Source organism: Amycolatopsis sp. CA-128772, assembly GCF_002904295.1.
In the GTDB taxonomy this organism is placed as follows: domain Bacteria; phylum Actinomycetota; class Actinomycetes; order Mycobacteriales; family Pseudonocardiaceae; genus Amycolatopsis.
The window spans coordinates 166,065-182,068 of the sequence record NZ_PPHG01000026.1; the positions used below are offsets into that span (position 1 = coordinate 166,065).

At 72.5% G+C, this 16,004-nt stretch carries 16 protein-coding genes; 6 read left to right on the top strand and 10 right to left on the bottom strand.

Translation table 11 applies throughout. From position 1 onward, the window contains the following. Positions 1–169 precede the first annotated feature (169 nt). From C2L59_RS11910 to C2L59_RS11925, 3 genes are all read right to left on the bottom strand, one after another. Entirely contained in the window at positions 170–1,735 is a 1,566-nt protein-coding gene (locus C2L59_RS11910; protein ID WP_233223429.1) for a glycoside hydrolase family 44 protein, read from the bottom strand. A 491-nt stretch (positions 1,736–2,226) separates the two neighbouring features. Next, the gene (locus tag C2L59_RS11920) at positions 2,227–2,991 is read right to left on the bottom strand and encodes an MBL fold metallo-hydrolase (protein WP_103349583.1); all 765 of its coding nucleotides are present in this window, start codon (positions 2,989–2,991) and stop codon (positions 2,227–2,229) included. A 25-nt stretch (positions 2,992–3,016) separates the two neighbouring features. Then, positions 3,017–3,799, bottom strand: a complete 783-nt coding sequence (locus C2L59_RS11925) for an alpha/beta fold hydrolase (RefSeq protein WP_103349584.1) — start codon at positions 3,797–3,799, stop codon at positions 3,017–3,019. A gap of 101 nt (positions 3,800–3,900) precedes the next feature. Here C2L59_RS11925 and C2L59_RS11930 point away from each other — a divergent pair, with 101 nt between their 5' ends. Further along, positions 3,901–4,314, top strand: a complete 414-nt coding sequence (locus C2L59_RS11930; RefSeq protein WP_233223430.1) for a MarR family winged helix-turn-helix transcriptional regulator — start codon at positions 3,901–3,903, stop codon at positions 4,312–4,314. Positions 4,315–4,397: 83 nt separating this feature from the next. On the opposite strand, the gene C2L59_RS11935 is transcribed toward C2L59_RS11930, so the two are convergent. Continuing rightward, entirely contained in the window at positions 4,398–4,577 is a 180-nt protein-coding gene (locus C2L59_RS11935) for a hypothetical protein (protein ID WP_103349585.1), read from the bottom strand. Between the two features lie 45 nt (positions 4,578–4,622). Here C2L59_RS11935 and C2L59_RS47405 point away from each other — a divergent pair, with 45 nt between their 5' ends. Then, a complete protein-coding gene (locus C2L59_RS47405; RefSeq protein ID WP_158263046.1) occupies positions 4,623–4,790 on the top strand; it encodes a hypothetical protein in 168 nt (55 codons plus the stop codon). Here the strand turns inward: C2L59_RS47405 and C2L59_RS11940 are convergent. Genes C2L59_RS11940 through C2L59_RS11960 form a run of 5 tightly spaced genes read right to left on the bottom strand, consistent with a single transcriptional unit; the run spans position 4,775 to position 9,986 of the window. After that, a complete protein-coding gene (locus C2L59_RS11940) occupies positions 4,775–5,962 on the bottom strand; it encodes a multidrug effflux MFS transporter (protein WP_103349586.1) in 1,188 nt (395 codons plus the stop codon). The genes C2L59_RS47405 and C2L59_RS11940 overlap by 16 nt on opposite strands. Further along, positions 5,959–6,921 (bottom strand): alpha/beta hydrolase, encoded by a 963-nt coding sequence (locus tag C2L59_RS11945; protein ID WP_103349587.1) that lies wholly within the window; start codon positions 6,919–6,921, stop codon positions 5,959–5,961. Before C2L59_RS11945 ends, C2L59_RS11940 begins: the two co-directional genes overlap by 4 nt. After that, complete coding sequence (locus C2L59_RS11950; RefSeq protein WP_103349588.1) at positions 6,918–7,895, bottom strand: alpha/beta hydrolase; 978 nt, start codon at positions 7,893–7,895, stop codon at positions 6,918–6,920. The genes C2L59_RS11945 and C2L59_RS11950 overlap by 4 nt, the downstream gene beginning before the upstream one ends. 2 nt (positions 7,896–7,897) lie before the next feature. After that, a complete protein-coding gene (locus C2L59_RS11955) occupies positions 7,898–8,854 on the bottom strand; it encodes an aldo/keto reductase (protein WP_103349589.1) in 957 nt (318 codons plus the stop codon). Positions 8,855–8,873: 19 nt separating this feature from the next. After that, entirely contained in the window at positions 8,874–9,986 is a 1,113-nt protein-coding gene (locus C2L59_RS11960; protein ID WP_199199032.1) for a zinc-binding dehydrogenase, read from the bottom strand. A 103-nt stretch (positions 9,987–10,089) separates the two neighbouring features. Between C2L59_RS11960 and C2L59_RS11965 the strand changes: the two genes are divergently transcribed. Then, entirely contained in the window at positions 10,090–11,433 is a 1,344-nt protein-coding gene (locus C2L59_RS11965) for an amidohydrolase (RefSeq protein WP_103349590.1), read from the top strand. 110 nt (positions 11,434–11,543) lie between these two features. Here the strand turns inward: C2L59_RS11965 and C2L59_RS11970 are convergent, their stop codons facing one another. After that, on the bottom strand, positions 11,544–12,266 hold the full coding sequence (locus C2L59_RS11970) for an SDR family NAD(P)-dependent oxidoreductase (protein ID WP_103349591.1): 723 nt from the start codon (positions 12,264–12,266) through the stop codon (positions 11,544–11,546). Positions 12,267–12,342: 76 nt separating this feature from the next. Between C2L59_RS11970 and C2L59_RS11975 the strand changes: the two genes are divergently transcribed. The 3 genes from C2L59_RS11975 (at position 12,343) to C2L59_RS11985 (ending at position 15,979) form a co-directional block, all read left to right on the top strand. Continuing rightward, positions 12,343–13,287 carry an aldo/keto reductase gene (locus tag C2L59_RS11975; protein WP_103349592.1) on the top strand — a complete coding sequence of 315 codons (945 nt, stop codon included), beginning with the start codon at positions 12,343–12,345 and terminating at the stop codon, positions 13,285–13,287. A gap of 60 nt (positions 13,288–13,347) precedes the next feature. After that, positions 13,348–14,325 carry a methyltransferase dimerization domain-containing protein gene (locus C2L59_RS11980; RefSeq protein ID WP_103349593.1) on the top strand — a complete coding sequence of 326 codons (978 nt, stop codon included), beginning with the start codon at positions 13,348–13,350 and terminating at the stop codon, positions 14,323–14,325. Between the two features lie 124 nt (positions 14,326–14,449). Continuing rightward, the gene (locus tag C2L59_RS11985; protein ID WP_103349594.1) at positions 14,450–15,979 is read left to right on the top strand and encodes an ABC transporter substrate-binding protein; all 1,530 of its coding nucleotides are present in this window, start codon (positions 14,450–14,452) and stop codon (positions 15,977–15,979) included. Positions 15,980–16,004: the final 25 nt, after the last annotated feature.

Genomic DNA, 16,004 nt, shown 5'->3' on the forward strand with positions numbered 1-16,004 from the left:
CTGAATCCGGATTGCCATGCTGGTCGCGGAGCTGCTGGTGGACGACATTGCTCCGGATGTCGTTCGTGACGTTATCGATCATCTCTTCCTGCGCAGACGTGTCCGCGCCCAAACACCGGAGACCGGGTCCTGCCGGCGTCTTCGCAGCGAGTTCGCCGCCGGCTGCCCGTTACGGCAGGACGAGCAGGGTGATGGAGTTCGCCGGGTAGGTCGTGGTGACGCGGCCGTGGTTCACCGGCAGATCGCCGCCTCGCGTGATCGAGGAGAGGTCGGCCGCACCGTAGGTGAACCGTTGGGCCTTGCTCTTGCCGGCGGCGCCGGTGATCGACAGCGGGGCGCTCACGTCGGCGCCGGTCTTGTTGACCACCATGAGCGTCAGGGCCCCGTCGCAGCGGCGTTGCGCGCCGTAGATCGCGAGCTGTCCCTGGTCGGTGCTGGCCGCCGAGACGCTGATGTCGCCGAACTTGCTTCCGGTGCCGTCGTAGTTGCGGTACATCCGGAACGCGTAGGCGGCGGGATCGGTGGGCTGGGGCTCGCCCCAGATGGTCGCCAGGTCGAGGCCTTCGCGGCCGAAGATGCCGAGCACGTCGGCCTCGGCCAAGGCGCCGTTGATGTCGTCCAGGGCACCCCAGTTGTACTCGGTGATGGCGGTCTTGGTGCCGGGGTTGTACTGGGCGATCCACTGCTTCATCGTGCGGATGAACTGCAGCGGCGGCGCGTTGACGCCGCTCGGGCCGATCCAGGATTCCTCGACGTAGGCCGGGTCCCACAGGGAGCGGGTCGACCGCAGCCGCAGCGCGTTGGCTTCGGGGGTCTTGTCGCCGCTGATCTGGGGGTAGTAGTGCTGGTCGAAGTAGTCGAGCAGCCGCTTGCCCGCGGCGCTGCTCGCGTCCTTCATGTTCTTCAGGAACCATTGGGACAGGTTGAGCCCGCCGTGGGCGGCGGCGTCCGCACCCGGCGCGCACCCGTCCACACCGGACGCAACCCATTCGCAGTAACCCCAGCCCGACGGGCCCAGGACCGCCGCCCGCGGATCGGCGGCCTTGACGGCCTTTGCGGTCGCGGTGCTCTTGCCGCCCAGTTCGTCGTCGGACACGGGCTGGGGGTGGACGTCGCGGTGCGTGGAGTTCCACAGCACCGGTTCGTTGTCGAGTTCGTAGATCGGGACGCCGCCCCGCGCCGCCGGGCCGAATTGGCTCACCAGGTGCGACACCTCAGCACCCGCGAAGGACGCGTCAGCCGGGATCGAGGTGTCGGTGGGCTCGGCCCCGGTCAGGTTCGTGTTGTCCAGCCGTCCGTTGCCGCAGTTGGCGTCCCACTGGTCGAACGCGTCCTGGGCGGGGAAGCGGGTGGCCGGGAAACCGCAGGCGTGTGGCGACGACGGCGAGTCCTTCGCCACCCAGCCGGACATCGGCAGCGTGACCACCTGCTTGATTCCGCGGTCGCGGTTGCGCTGGACGTACGCTTCGAGCGTGTTGTCCGGGCCGGCGACGATGTTTTCGAAGTACCAGTCGCTGCCGGTGTTGTAGGTGTGGTTGGTGAAGTTGTAGCGGCTGCTCGCGTTGCCGCCCCAGCGCGAGACCGGGGTGCCGAGCTCGGCGACCAGCGCGGGATCGCCGCCGTTCATCCCGTAGATGTCGGGGCTGATCGCGTGCCGGGCCGCGAAGAGGTCCACCGACAGGCTGACCCCGGCGGCGGAAGCCGGTGGTGCTCCGGTGGTCAAGAGCGCCGCCACCAGGCAACCGCCCGCGGCGAGGGGCGTGCCGGACCGTACGCGATTCCGCCGCTGAGCAGCCACGGGGAGACTCCTGACGTCGATGTGTGGGAGCGCTCCCACACGATACCGGTCAGGTGCCGGTCGTCAATCGGCCGGGTGGAAGGACCGGCTGCGCCTACGCCCGGTGGCGGTCATCCGCTGGGCGCAGGTTCAAGGTGCAGCATGGGGGGGCCGCCGCCGGAGGCCCGGAATCCGGACAGGTCGACGGACGGTGACTCCGAGCGGCGGGACTTCGCTCAGGGCCGCCATCATCGCCACCTGGTAGCGGTCGTGCTCGAAGATCCGGCCCTCCGCCGGGTGTTGCCGGCCGGCGATCTCTTCGGCGTTCGAGCCGTCGGCGTCGGCGATGACCCGGCAGCCGGGGTCCGTGTCGATCGTTTCGTGGCCGCAACCTTTCAGGATGAATCGGCCGGCATTTCTTGTCGATGTCGTGTCGCGAGGTCCACCCGTCAGTGTGGCGCCGGGACGGCCACCCGGACCCCGGGCAGCGCGATGCGCACCTCGATGTCCGGAGCGATGCGGGCGACGGCGTCGGCGTAGTGGCGCGGGTCCTGGTCGGCCTGGGTGATCATGCGGTCGCCGAGGTAGCCGCTGTGGAACGCGTAATGGTGGGGGATCGCCAGCGCCGGCCGCAGGACGGCGGTCAGCTCCGCCGCCTGCTCGGCGTCCATCACCACCTGGCGCAGGTTCGCCGGCCGGACGCAGAGGCCGTTGGTGGGCAGGATCGTCAGGTCGACCGGTCCTAGGCGGCCGGGAATTTCGTCGAGTCCGGGCACCCGCAGCGAGTCGCCGCCGAAGAACACGGTCCGGCCGCCCGCCTGGAGGACGAACGTCACCTCGTGGACGCCGTGCTCGCCGGGGGTGGCGGTGACCGTGAGGTCGCCGACCCGGGCCGACTCCCACGCCTCGATGGTGTGCAGGACGCGGAACCCCTTCTCCCGGGCGAGGGCGGTCACGGTGCCCGGCCCGATGAGCGGGGTGCCCGGGTCGAGGCCGCCGGCGAGGAGGGCGTCGAGGTCGCAGTGGTCGTAGTGCTCGTGGCTGATCACGACCGCGTCGAGCCGGCCGAGGGCGGACACGGGTGCCGCGAGCCGCTCGCCCGGGTGGTAGGTGGCCGTCTCGGTGAACCAGGGGTCGGTGAGGACCCGCAGGTCGCCGAACTCGATCAGCTGGCACGCGTGGGCGATCCGGGTGACCGCGAGGGGAGTGCTCATGCCGGGTGCTCCTTTCCGGGAACGGTCAGCCGGTGATGGCGCCGAGGAGTTCTTCGGGCGTCTCGACCTGCGGCAGGTGGCCGGACCGGGGGAGCACGGTGAACTTCGCCATCGGGATCGCCGCGGCGTAAGCCTTGCCGTACTCGGTGCTGACGATCCCGTCGCTCTCGCCCCAGATGACGTGGACGGGCAGGTCGTCGAGCGTGCGCAGCCGGTCCAGCAGGGTCGGGTCGGACATGGCCGGGCCGGTGTACGAGATCAGCGCCTGGACGTCCGGGCCCGGCCCGGTCCCACCGCCGGCGGGCGGCGCCGGAGCCTTGCGGGGGTCGTGGAAGGACAGTTTGCCCAGTTCGGCGGGCGCGAGGCCGGCGACGCTGGTCACGGGGTGCCCTTCGACCTCGACCCCGATACCGTCGACGATCACCGCACCGCTGACGCGCGGGCTGCCCAGCAGCGCGATCTCGGCGGCCAGCCAGCCGCCGAAGGAGTTGCCGATCACGGTGACGTCGTCGAGGCCGAGTTCGTCGAGCAGGCCGGCGTAGGCCGCCGCGAGCGCACGGGTCGAGTCCACGCCCGGCAGCCGCGGGGTGCCCGCGAAGCCGGGGTGGGTCGGGGTCAGCACGCGGGAGTGCGTGCGCTGGGCGAGCAGGTCGGCGAAGCCGGTCACCGTTGCCGGTCCGCCGCCGCCGTGCAGGAGCAGGAAGGGCCGGGTGTGGTCGCGATCTTCGACGGTCACCGCGCCGCCGGCGGCAGGCGCGGTGAGGGTGCGGGTGGGCCGGAGGGTTCCGGCGGGGACGGAGTTGCGCATCGGATGGCTCCTTGTGGGCTATGCTGTCTAAGCAACCTTATATAAATATCCTTATTTCGCCAAGGGTGAGGAGGCCGCCGGTGGTGGGTTACGCTGCGTCGGTGTCGCCGTCGCTTCAGGAGATCGGGCTCGCTGTGAAGCGGCTGCAGTGGCGCCACCACCGCGAGGCCAACCGCCGCCTCGCCGGGCACGGGCTTTCCCTGGTGCAGTGGGACGTTCTCCGGCACCTGCACCAGCAGCCGGACGCCACCCTGCACACGCTGGCGGAACTGACCTTCCAGACCGACCAGTCGATGGGCACCCTCGCCAAACGCATGATCGAGCGAGGCCTGCTGAAACGGGCCGACGGACCCGGCCGAGCCACCCGCCACGAGCTGACCGGCGAAGGCGAGCGCGCCTTCGAAGCCGGATCGCTCGTCCTCGAATCCGTCTTGGCCGAGACCGTCGGCGCACTGACCGATGCCGAGCGGGTCACCCTGCACGAGCTACTGCTCAAAGCCGCCGGACAGCGGTGACCGGCGCGGCCTCGGCTTCGTCCACCGACACGCGTGACCCGGTGAACATCAGCGCGGGCGCGTAGCCGGCCTCCGGCGGCTGGTCACTGCTCGGCAATCCACGCGCCGGCGCGGCCGTCCCGCCGGATCGGGATGCGCAGCACGGTGCCCCGGTCGAGGTTCGTGGCCCACACCGCGCCGCCGCGCAGCTTCAGGCCGTTGGCGCTGCCGGGGGCCTGCCCAACGGCCTGGCCCTCGACCAGGACACCGGCCCTGTACGTCACGGACTCGGTGCTGGCACCACGCGGCGCTCGACGACCCCGGCGAAGGTGGCCCTCGTCCGGCCCGACGGGAGCCACTCGATCGTGCTCACCCCGGCCGACGGCCTGCAGAACCCCACTTCGGTGGCCGTCCGCGGCCGCACCGTCCACGTGTTCAGCGCCGCGTACGTGACCGGGCGGGATCCGAACCTCGTCGTCGCCTACCTCGGCTGCTGACCGACCTCCTTCGTCGCCCGGCCGGTCCTTCCCCCGACCGTCGTCCACACCAGCAGCGCCGCGGTGACGTAGGCCGCCGTCATCGTGGCGCTCATCGACAGCGCCCCCGGGCCCTTCAGCGACACCAGGGGGCCGACCAGCGGGCCGACCGCGAAGGCCGACATCCCCAGCAATGCCGCGGCCGCACCCGCGCGGGGGCCGTGGTCGGTCAGGGCCAGGGCCGAACCGTTGGGCTGGGTGGCGCCGCCGGTGAACAAGATGACCGCCAGCGGGATCAGCACTCCCGCCAGGCCCGCGCCGAGGAGGGCCGCCGACAGCATGGCCGCCGCGGCCAGGGCCGTGACCGTGGTGGCGATGAGGTACATGCGGGCCGGTCCGAGCCGGCGCACCACCGCGCGGTTGACCTGTGCGCCGAGGATGGACATCGCCGCGTTCGCCGCGAAGCACAGGCTGAAGGTGCGGGCTGACAACGAAAAGCCGTCTTGCAGGACGAAGCTGACCGACGTCAGGTACGTGAAGAAACCGGCGCCGCCGCAGGCGCCGACCAGCAGGTAGCGGACGAACAGCCGGTCGCGCAGGAGCACGCCGAACTCGGCCGGGCGGCCCCGGGCGCCCGGGGACAGCGTCTCCGGCAGGGAAACCAGCGCCAGGAGGAACAACGCCGACCCGATGCCGGCGAGGACGACGAAGATGCCCCGCCAGCCGATCCACGCCTCCAGCTGGCCGCCCGCCAGCGGTGCGACGATCGGGGCCAGCGCGCCGACCGTGGTGAGCAACGCCAGCAGCTGGACCAGCTCGATCCCGGACGCGACGTCGCGGGCGATCGCCAGGGACAGCACGATCCCCGCCGAGCCGCACAGGCCCTGCAACAGCCGGGCCACCAGCAGCACCTCGATCGACGGCGCCACCGCGCAGACCAGCGACAGCACGGCGAACAACGCCGTTCCGGCCAGCAGCGGGCGCCGCCGGCCGAAGCGGTCGCTGAGCGGGCCCACCGCCAGCTGGCCGAACGCCAGGCCGAGCATGCAGATCGACATCGTCGCCTGGGCGAGGCTCGTCGACGTGTGCAGGTCGGCCGCCAGGCGGGGCAGGGCGGGCAGGTAGAGGTCCATCGAGATCGGCCCGAAGATCTCCAGCAGCCCGAGGACCACCGCCAGCCGGCGCCGGTTCACGAGAGGAGTCGCCGCAGCCAGGAAAGCCGGGCCGCGGCGGCGGCGCGCGACACCTCCGCGCCGGGGGAGAAGCCGGCGAACGCGTGGTAGCCGCCGTTCCAGACGTGCAGCTCGGCCGGCCCGCCGGTGGCCCAGATCCGCAGGGCGTACTCGGTCGCCTCGTCGCGGAACACCTCCGCCGCGCCCACGTCGATGAAGGCCGGCGGCAGGTTCGAGAGGTCCCGGGCGCGGGCCGGGACCGCGTACGGCGACGCCTCCTCCGTGCCGCGCAACGGGCCGAGCAGCGCGTTCCAGCCGGTGTCGTTGTTGGTGCGGTCCCACGCGCCGATCCCGTCGTACTGGCGGGCCGACGCCGTCGCGTTCCGGTCGTCGATCATCGGGCACAGCAGCACCTGCCCGAGCAGGTGCGGGCCGCCGCGGTCGCGGGCCATGAGCGCGACGCCGGCGGACAGGCCGCCGCCCGCGCTGGCCCCGGTCACGACGATCCGCGCCGGGTCGGCGCCCAGCTCGGCCGCGTGCTTCGCCAGCCACACCAGGCCCGCGTAGCAGTCCTCGACCGCGGCCGGGGCGGGGTGCTCCGGCGCCAGCCGGTACTCCACCGAGACGCCGACCGCGCCGAACCGCAGCACGTCGTCGACCAGGCCGTCGATGCCGAAGAACCGGTTGCCGAGGATCATGCCGCCGCCGTGGATGGCGTAGAACGCGGGTGCTCCGGTGACGCCGCCGCGCGGCCGGATGATCGTCAGCGTGATGTCCGGCGCGCCCGGCGGTCCGGGGACCGTGCGCTCCTCGACGTCGACGGGCCGGTCGCCGACCTGCTGCGCCAACGGCGGGACGATGGTGGCGAAGTGGGCCCGGTTCTCCAGGATCGTGTCCGCGCGCAGCGGGATCCGCTCGACCAGCTCGAGGAACGCGGCCAGGCCCGGCTCGAGTTCCGGGTCGTAGGGGACCGGCTTCACCGCGCGATCCCGAGGATCCGGCGCAGCCACGAGCTGCGCGTGGCCAGCGCGTCCGCGGTGACCGGCCAGCCGGGCGCGTAGATGTCGAACCCGTGGCACGCGCCGCTCCAGACGTGCAGCTCGGCCGGCCCGCCGGTCGCCCAGATCCGCAGCGCGTACCGGACGTCTTCGTCGCGGAACGGCTCCGCGCTGCCGACCTCGACGAACGCGGGCGGGAGCCCGGAGAGGTCGGCGGCGCGGGCCGGGGCCGCGTAGGGGGACACCGCGTCCGTGCCGGCGGCGTCGCCGAGCAGGGACCGCCAGCCGGCCTCGTTCGCCTCCGTCGTCCACGTGCCGAGCCCGCGGTACTGGCGGCTCGCGACGGTGGTGTTCGTGTCGTCGATCATCGGGCACAGCAGCAGCTGCCCGGCCGGCTGCGGGCCGCCGCGGTCGCGGGCCAGCAGGGCGACGCCGGCGGACAGCCCGCCACCGGCGCTGCCGCCCATGACGACGACCCGCTCGGGGTCGACGCCCAGTTCGGCCGCGTGCTCGACCGTCCACAGGAGACCGGCGTAGCAGTCCTCCACCGGCGCCGGGTGCGGGTGCTCGGGCGCGAGCCGGTACTCGACGTTGACCGCGACGACGCCCAGCTCCAGGACCAGGGCGAGCAGCCGGGGCGTGTCCATCGCCCGGCAGCCGACCATCATCCCGCCGCCGTGGATGTTGTACAGCGCGGGCACCGCGCCGGTCCGCTCCCGCGGCGAGAGGACGGTGACGGTGAGGTCGGGGGCGCCTTCGGGACCCGGGATGGTCCGCTCTTCGACGTCGACGGGCGCGTCGCCGACGACCTCGGCGGCCGGCGGGAACTGCGCGGCCATGGCCCGGCGCAGCTCCGGGATCGTCTCCGGGGTGAAGGGCGGCGCGTCCGGCTGGGTCACCTGGGCCAGCACCGGCAGCAGCGCCGGGTCGAAGGGGACGGGAATCTGCTCGGACATGGTCACGGTCCTTCCGGGTCGACGATGCCGCGGTCGGCCCAGAACGGCTCGACCAGGGCGCGCAGCTCGTCCGCGCCGACCCGCTCGACCAGTTCGAGCGCGGCCAGGTTGTCCTCGACCTGGGCCGTCGTGCTCGTGCCGACCAGCGTGGTGACGTTCGCGGGGTGGGTCAGGGTGAAGGCGACGGCGAGCCGCGCCGCGCTGGTGCCGAGCTTCTCCGCGGTCGCGACGAAGTCGGCGGCCGTGCGGCTGATGGCTTCGCGGACGCCACCGGGGTCGCGGCCGATCTCGCGGGTCAGCTCGGTGCGCCCGGCGAGGATGCCGCCTTCGAGCACGTCGGAGGCCTGCATGGTGAAGCCCTCGGCGAAGAGCCGGGCGAACGGCTCACCGTCCGGAATGGACCGCCGGGCGACGCTGTACTTCAGCTGCGCGATCTGCGGTCCGGCTACCCCGCGGGCCGCGGCGATTTCGCGGAGCCGCTGGATGTTGCCGGCCGACCAGTTGTTGACGCCCCACGCCCGGATCAGCCCGGCGCGGGCCAGCCCGGCGAGGTCGTCGACGAGGTCTTCGAGCGCGACGTCGTCGCGGCGCAGGTCGCCGAGGATCACCAGATCGGCCCGGTCGAACCCGCCGCGGGAGAAAGCGTTCTCCAGCTGCGGGCGGAAGCCGTCGTCGCCGAACGCCTCGATCCACAGCTTGGCCGAGACGAGGTACTCCTCGCGCGGGATCCCGGACGCGCGCATGACCGCGCCCCAGAGGACGTCGGTGTACGCCGGCGGCATGCCGGGGCCGCCGTAGACGCCGACGTCGAACAGGTTCACGCCCGCGGACACCGCGGCGCGGACCATGGCGACGGCGTCGTGGAAGTGGATCCGGTCGTAGATGTGCCACGAACCGAGGGAGAGCGCGGAAACCTCGACTTCGGACGATCCGACGCGGCGGCGGGGCAGGGTGGGCACGGAAAACCTCCTCCGGTGGTCAGGGAAGACGGGGGTCGATGACGGCTTTGACTTCGTCGAGCCGGTGCATGGCGGCAATCCGCTCGGAGGCCGAGGACAACCCGGACGGCGTGCCGAAGAGCTTGTCCCACGGCATCCGGCCGGCGAAGGTGCGGAAGAACGCGATCGCCTCGTGGTAGTCGGCGATGTCGCCGTTGAGCGAGCCGACGACGGTGAGTTCCTTGCCCATCACCGCACCCAGCGGCACGGGCACTTCGGCGGGCCCGGTGCTGCCCACGACCACGACCGTGCCCCGCTGCGCGGCCATCGCCACGGCTTCGCGGCCCACCGAAGGGGCGCCGGCGAAGTCGAGCACGAGGTCGCCGCCGTGGCCGCCGGTGAGGTCCCGGACCCGCTCGGCGATCTCTTCGGAGCCGAGGTCGCCGACGTCCACCGTGGCGTCCGCGCCGAACTCCGCCGCCAGGGCGAGCCGGGACGCGGGCGCGCCGACCGTGAGCACCGTGCCGGCGCCGGAGATCCGGGCGACGGCGGTGGCGAACAGGCCGAGCGCGCCGGAACCCTGGACGACCACGTTCGAACCCGGACGCACCCCGCCCGCGCGCCCGTAGGCGCGCAGCACCGTCTTGGCCGCGCAGCCCGCCATGGCTGCCCACGTGTCCGGGACTTCGTCCGGCAGCAGCAGTTTCGCCGCGCCCGGGACGACGTAGGCGTACTCGCTCAGCCCGGCCGTGGCGTACGGCGGGACGTCGGAACGCTGCAGGAACCCGTAGCCCCGCCGGGAACACGCGACCGGCTGGCGCAGCACGGTGCAGCCGTAGCACTCGCCGCACGTCGACTCCGACCAGCCGATCCGGGCGCCCACCGGGATTTCGCGGCCGAGCGCGTCCCGGGTGGACTCGCCGACGGCGACGACTTCGCCGGCCATTTCGTGGCCCAGCACCATCGGCAGCATGCCCGGGAAGGACATCTTGCCCGACCAGATCTCCACGTCGGTGCCGCAGAGCGTGGCGCACGAGAGGCGCACGAGCGCGGCGCCGGGCTCGAGCTCGGCGGGCAGCGGGAGTTCGGTCAGGCGCAGCGGTTCGCCGTGCCCGGTCAGCACCGCCGCGCGGGTGGAGGTGGGGATGCTCATCGCGCTCCTTCCGGCGCAGCCGTAGGAGATCGGCCGCGTGATGGGTTAGTCTACGGGTGTCGACGAAAATGTCGAGACCTCACACGAACTTCGGGGAGCGCCTGTGCCGACACCTGTCGCTGATCTGGTCCTGCGGGGCGGTGCCGTCCACACCTTCGCCGGCCCCGGCGGCGCGACCGCGCTGGCCGTCCGGGCGGGCCGGGTCCTGCGCGCGGGCACCGACGCCGACGTCCGCGCGCTGACCGGCCCGCGCACCGAGGTGGTGGACCTGGCCGGCCGGGCGGTGCTGCCCGGCATCAACGACGCCCACCTGCACGCCACCTGGCTCGGCGCGCTGTGGCCGGACACCCTCTTCGGCGACCACGGCGCACCCGGCCCGGGGCCGGAGCGCCCGCTGCGCACCGGTGCCGAACGCCGGGCCGCGATCCTCAAGGCGGGCGACCTGCTCGCCCGGCTCGGCATCACCAGCTACACCGAGCCCGGGCTCGGCCCCGGCGAAGACGCGGGCACCACCGGGGCGTTCGGGACCTCCGTCGTCCAGGAGTACCGGGCGCTGGCGGCGGAGGGGCTGCTGCGGGCGCGCGTCACGGCGTTGTGGCTCTACGGCGAACTGGACGGCCCGAGCACCGTCGAGGACTACCGGGCCGGCTTGGCCGCACTGGACACGTCCAGCCCCGACGAGCGGGTGCTGCGGTTCGCCGGGGTGAAGATCTTCGCCGACGGCATCCCGCCGATGCGCTCGGCCTACACCCACCGCTGCTACGCCGACGGCAGCCGGGCGCAGCTGCTGGTGCACGGCGAGAGCGACGCCGACCGCGAAGCCAACCTGACCGCCATGGTCCTCGCCGCCCACCGCGCCGGGCTGCAGGTCGGCGTGCACGCGACCGGCGACCGCGCGGTCGACCTGGTCCTGGACGCGGTGGCGCAGGCCCGGGCCGAACACGACACCGACCTGCGCCACTACGTCATCCACGGCGACCTGGTGAGCGCGGCGCAGCTGACGCGGATGGCCCGGCTGGGGGTCGGGCTGTCGGCTCAGGCGGGCATCGCCGTCCGGACCGTCGGTGCGGTGGACGCGGCGCTCGGGGCGGGCCACGCCGAGGGCGCGTGGCCCCTGCGGGCGGCGCTGGAGTCGGGTATCCCGCTGTGTCTGACGTCGGACGCCCCGGTCCTCGCCCCCGACTGGCGGCGCGAGATCGCGGCGGCCGACACCTGGATGGGCCCGGCCGCCGACCCGCGCGCGCGGATGACGGAAATGCTGCGCTGCTACACCGTGCACCCGGCGCGCCAGGACGGCGCCGAGACGTGGAAGGGCACCCTGGCCGAAGGCATGGTGGCCGACCTCTGCGTGCTGGCCGCGGATCCGCTGACCCTGACCCCGGCCGAGCTGCCCGACGTCGAGGTGGACCTGACGGTGCTCGGGGGACGGGTGGTGCACGAGCGCTGACCCCGGCCAAAACGCCCCAATGTGGCGTTCGGTGCGTCGGACGCACCGAACGCCACATTGGGTGCGTCGGACGCAACCAACGCCACATTGGGGCGTTGGGGGACCGGGCGTCAGGTGAGCAGCTGGCCGCCGTCGACCGGGACGCTCGTGCCCGTCATGTGGGCGGCGCGGTCGCTCGCCAGGAACACCACCAGCCCGGCCACGTCTTCGACCGAGGCCATGCGCCGCAACGGGATCCGGTTCACCCAGGCGTCCCGGGCCGGCGAGCCCTCCGGCAGGCCCGCGGCCAGCATCGGCGTGAGGACCGGGCCCGGGGCGACGGCGTTGACGCGGATTCCGTGCCCGGCCAGCTCGATGGCCGCCCAGCGGGTCAGGGCGTCCACGGCCGCCTTGCTGCTTTCGTAGCCGCCCATGCCCGGGGTCGGCTGGCGGCCGCCGATCGAGGACAGGTTGACGATCACCCCGGGCCGGCCGCCGGCGACCATCTGCCGCGCCACCTGCTGGGTCACCAGGAACGTGCCGTGGACGTTCGTGCGGAGGATGCCGAGCATGGCGTCGCCGGGCAGGTCCAGCAGCGTGCCGTGCACGCTGAGCAGGCCCGCGTTGTTGACCAGGACGTCGACGGGACCGGCTTCGCCGAGTGCGCGGGCGATGGAGTCCTCGTCGGTGATGTCGGCGTCGACGCCCCGCACGCCCAGGTCCGCGGCCGCCTCGCCCGCGCCGTGGACGTCGGCGAGCACGACGTCGTCGCCCTCGTCGCGGAACGCCGTGGCGATGGCGCGGCCGATCCCGCCCGCCCCTCCGGTCACCGGCACGGTACGGGGAGTGCTCATCAGCGATTCCTTTCGCGCAAGGGGGTTTATAGTATACAACCGTAGAAAATAAACCATCGGCGCGCAGGAGGAAACAGTGCGACAACGACACCTTGGTGACCGTGCGGTCCCGGTCCTGTCGCTGGGCTCGTGGAACACCTGGGACCGGGTGGAGTTCGGCGAGGCGGTGACCATGATCGCCCGCGCGGCCGAGCTCGGCTGCGCGTTCTTCGACGTCGCCCAGTACGACATGGGCCCGCACGCCGAGAACGCCCGCACCGACCTGATCTTCGGCGAGGCGGTGCGCGAGGCGGGGCTGGCCCGCGAAGACTGGCTCTACTGCGGGAAACTCTGGCTCTGGGACTACCCGCGCACCGGGTTCGGGCCGCAGCTGCGCACCGCGCTCGAGCGGGTCGGGACCGACCACGCCGATTTCGTCGTGGTCGGCGACTACTTCGGCGAGCTCGACGTCGAACGCGTGGTCGCCGACGTCGCCGAGCAGCTCGACGCCGGCCGGTTCACCGCCTGGGGCGTCAACAACTGGCGGTTCGCCGACGTGCGCGCGGCGATCGACGTCGCCCGCCGCCGTGGTCTGGTGCCGCCGTCCTTCGCCCAGCTGAAGTACAGCCTGGTGCGCCGGTCGATGGCCGAAGGCGGGTACTACGCGCCCCTGTTCGCCTCCGGGGAGCTCGCCCTGCAGGCGTCGGACATCTTCGAAGGTGGTCTGCTGGTCGGTAATTTGCGGCCCGGCCGCAAGATCGGCGCGGACGTCGGCGGGATCCGCGAGCGGATCGCCGGCGCGTGGCCCGCGGTGCGGCGCGCGGCCGGCGAGCTCGGCGTGTCCCCGGCGCAGCTCGGCATCGCCTTCTGCCTCGCGAATCCGGCGACGGCCAACGTGCTCGTCGGGGCGTCCCGGCTGGCGCAGCTCGAGGAAAACGCCGCCGCCGTCGAGCTGGCGGACACCCTCGGTGCGGAGCGGATCCGCGCGCTCACCGAAGAATTCCGCCTCGATCGCGAAGTTGCGGCCGACGGGACCTGGTGACGGCGCCGGTTTATGTCTACAGTCGTAGAAACTTCCCGCCCTCCCGAGAGGAGTTCCCCGATGACCGCCCCCGTCCCGGACCGCATCGTCGACATCGCGATCGGCTACATGGGAGCCAAGCAGTTGTTCGCCGCGTCGCGGATCGGGTTGTTCCCGGCGCTGGCCGACGGTCCCCGGACGGCCGGCGAGCTCGCCGGCGTCACCGGCGTCAGCCCCCGCCTGGCCCGGATCCTCGCCGACGCGATGAACGCGCTCGGGCTGCTCGACCGCGAACACGGCCGGTACCGCCTCGCCGCCGACGCCGAGGCGTACCTCGGTGGCCGGGGAACCACCGATCTGACGCCGTTCGTCCAGTTCCTCAACGAAATCAGCTACGGGCACTGGCTGCAGTTCGACACCGCGGTGGACTCGGGTGAGCCCGGCGACCTGCAGATGGACGACGGGCGCTGGGCCACGTTCATGGGCGGGGTGATGCGGTACAACGCGCTGCACGCCGCCATGCTGGCCCGGGCGTTCGACTTCGCGCCCTACCGCTCGCTGCTCGACCTCGGTGGCCTTTCGCCCGAGTTCTCGCTCGGTGCGTTGCGCGCCAACGACGGCCTGGCGGTGCGGTTCGTCTTCGCGCCGGACTTCACCGAAGGCGTCACCAACGCCGTGAAGTCGGCCGGGTTCGACGACCGCGTGCGCGTCGAGCCGGCCGAGACCGAAACGGCCGCCCCCGGCGGCGACCACGACCTCGTTCTGCTCAACCACGTGATCCACCGGTTCACCGCCGGGCAGAACCGGGCGATCGTGGCGAACGCCCGCGCCGCCGCCGCGCCCGGCGCGACGTTGCTGCTGCTCGACTTCTTCCTCGACGACGACGAGCGGCAGCGGCCCATCGACGCGCTGCACGCGGGGGAGTACTTCGTCATCGACGGCACGGTCGTCTACCCCGAGGCCGAGGTGCGCGGCTGGCTGGCCGACGCCGGCTGGCGGGTGCGCGAAGTCCTGGCCCTGCCGGGAAGCCCGCGCGTCCTCGTCGCCGAAGCAGTCTGACCCGAAAGTGTGCAACGCCGTGGCGGCGGCCCGTTGATTTTATAGCCGACAGTCGTAGACTAACCCCGGTCGAGGGTGAGCCCGGTCTCACCCGCACGCCGGGAGTACCCGAAAGAAGGACTCAATGACGAGGACACGGAGAGCGGCGTTCGCCGCGGCGGTGGCGCTGGTGGCCGCCGCGGTGGCCGGGTGCACCGGATCCGGTGGGGCCACCGCGTCCGGGGCAGGCGGCACCGACGAGCTGAAGGCGGGGGTGTTCCTGGACGTCACGTCCTGGGACCCGGCCAACGCCGACATCGGCTTCGACGGGCCGTACCTCTCGGCCGTGTACGACCCGCTGGTCGCGCTGGACAAGGACGCCAAGCCGGTGCCCGCGCTGGCCACCTCCTGGGACTGGACGCCCGACCGCCGGACGCTGACCCTGCACCTGCGCCCGGGCGTCACCTTCGACGACGGGCAGAAGTTCGACGCCGCCGCCGCGGTCGCGAACCTGAAGCACCTCAAGTCCGGTGTCCGGTCCGGGCAGGCGTACCTCAACGTCGCGAGCATCGACGCCAAGGGCACCGACACGGTCGAGCTGCACCTGTCCAAACGCGACGACGCGCTGCTGTACTTCATGGGGCTCGGCCGCAGCTGGATGGCCTCGCCCGCGGCCATCCAGGCGAACACGCTGGCGAACGGCCCGGCCGGCTCGGGGCCCTACACCTACGAAAAGGCGCAGTCGACGCCGCAGTCGCAGTACGTGTTCGCCAAGAAGGCGAACCACTGGGACAGCGCGACCTACCCCTTCCCGACCGTGCGGCTGTTCCCGATCACCGACCAGACCGCGGCGTTCAACGCGATGCTCTCGGGCCAGCTCAACGTCCAGTTCGCCAACGCGGCCAACCTGCCCAAGGCGCAGCAGAACGGCTGGAACGTCGCGAAGAAGGCGGCCTCCTGGGTCGGCGTGCAGTTCGCCGACCGGACCGGCGAGCAGGTCAAGGCGCTCGGCGACCCGCGCGTCCGGCAGGCGATCAGCCACGCCTTCGACGCCGCGGGCATCCTCAAGGCGGTCGGCAACGACGCCGGGACGGTCACCGGCCAGCTGTGGCCGGTCGGCAGCGCGACCTACGACGAGGGCCTCAACGGCAAGTACCGGACGGACCTCGCCCAGGCCAAGCAGCTGCTGGCCGAGGCGGGCTACCCGGGCGGCTTCCCGGTGAAGATGCCGATGTCGCCGATCTTCCAGGCGTGGCAGCCCGCCGCCAACCAGACGTTCGGCCAGCTCGGCATCAAGGTCGAGTGGCAGGACATGGCGATGGCCGACTACCAGAAGAACGCGCCTACCTACCCGATGTTCCTCGCGGTCATCGCCATGGACGGCAACGACATGGCCACGCTCACCGACCAGGTCACCTCGGCCCAGTGGTACAACCCCAAGCCTTCGGTCGAGGCGTTCCCCGACGTCAAGGCGCTGGTCGAGCAAGCAGAGCAGGCGGAGCCGGGGCCGGCGCAGACCGCCCTGCTCAAGCAGCTCAACACGAAGCTCGTGGACCTCGCCTGGTGGGACGTCTGGTACCAGGCCGACAACCTCTACTACAGCGTCAAGGGCATCACGGTCACCCCGGTCACCGGCATGATGTTCCCGACCCTGCGGTTCATCCAGCGCGGCTGACGCGCCCGTCCCGCGGCGGGTTCGT

Bases quoted from the DNA above. Each gene is read 5' to 3' on its own strand.
- C2L59_RS11980 (WP_103349593.1), top strand. From the start codon at position 13,348: ATGACCGCCCCCGTCCCGGACCGCATCGTCGACATCGCGATCGGCTAC.
- C2L59_RS11970 (WP_103349591.1), bottom strand. From the start codon at position 12,266: ATGAGCACTCCCCGTACCGTGCCGGTGACCGGAGGGGCGGGCGGGATC.
- C2L59_RS11950 (WP_103349588.1), bottom strand. From the start codon at position 7,895: ATGTCCGAGCAGATTCCCGTCCCCTTCGACCCGGCGCTGCTGCCGGTG.
- C2L59_RS11925 (WP_103349584.1), bottom strand. From the start codon at position 3,799: ATGCGCAACTCCGTCCCCGCCGGAACCCTCCGGCCCACCCGCACCCTC.
- C2L59_RS11985 (WP_103349594.1), top strand. From the start codon at position 14,450: ATGACGAGGACACGGAGAGCGGCGTTCGCCGCGGCGGTGGCGCTGGTG.
- C2L59_RS11960 (WP_199199032.1), bottom strand. From the start codon at position 9,986: ATGAGCATCCCCACCTCCACCCGCGCGGCGGTGCTGACCGGGCACGGC.
- C2L59_RS11920 (WP_103349583.1), bottom strand. From the start codon at position 2,991: ATGAGCACTCCCCTCGCGGTCACCCGGATCGCCCACGCGTGCCAGCTG.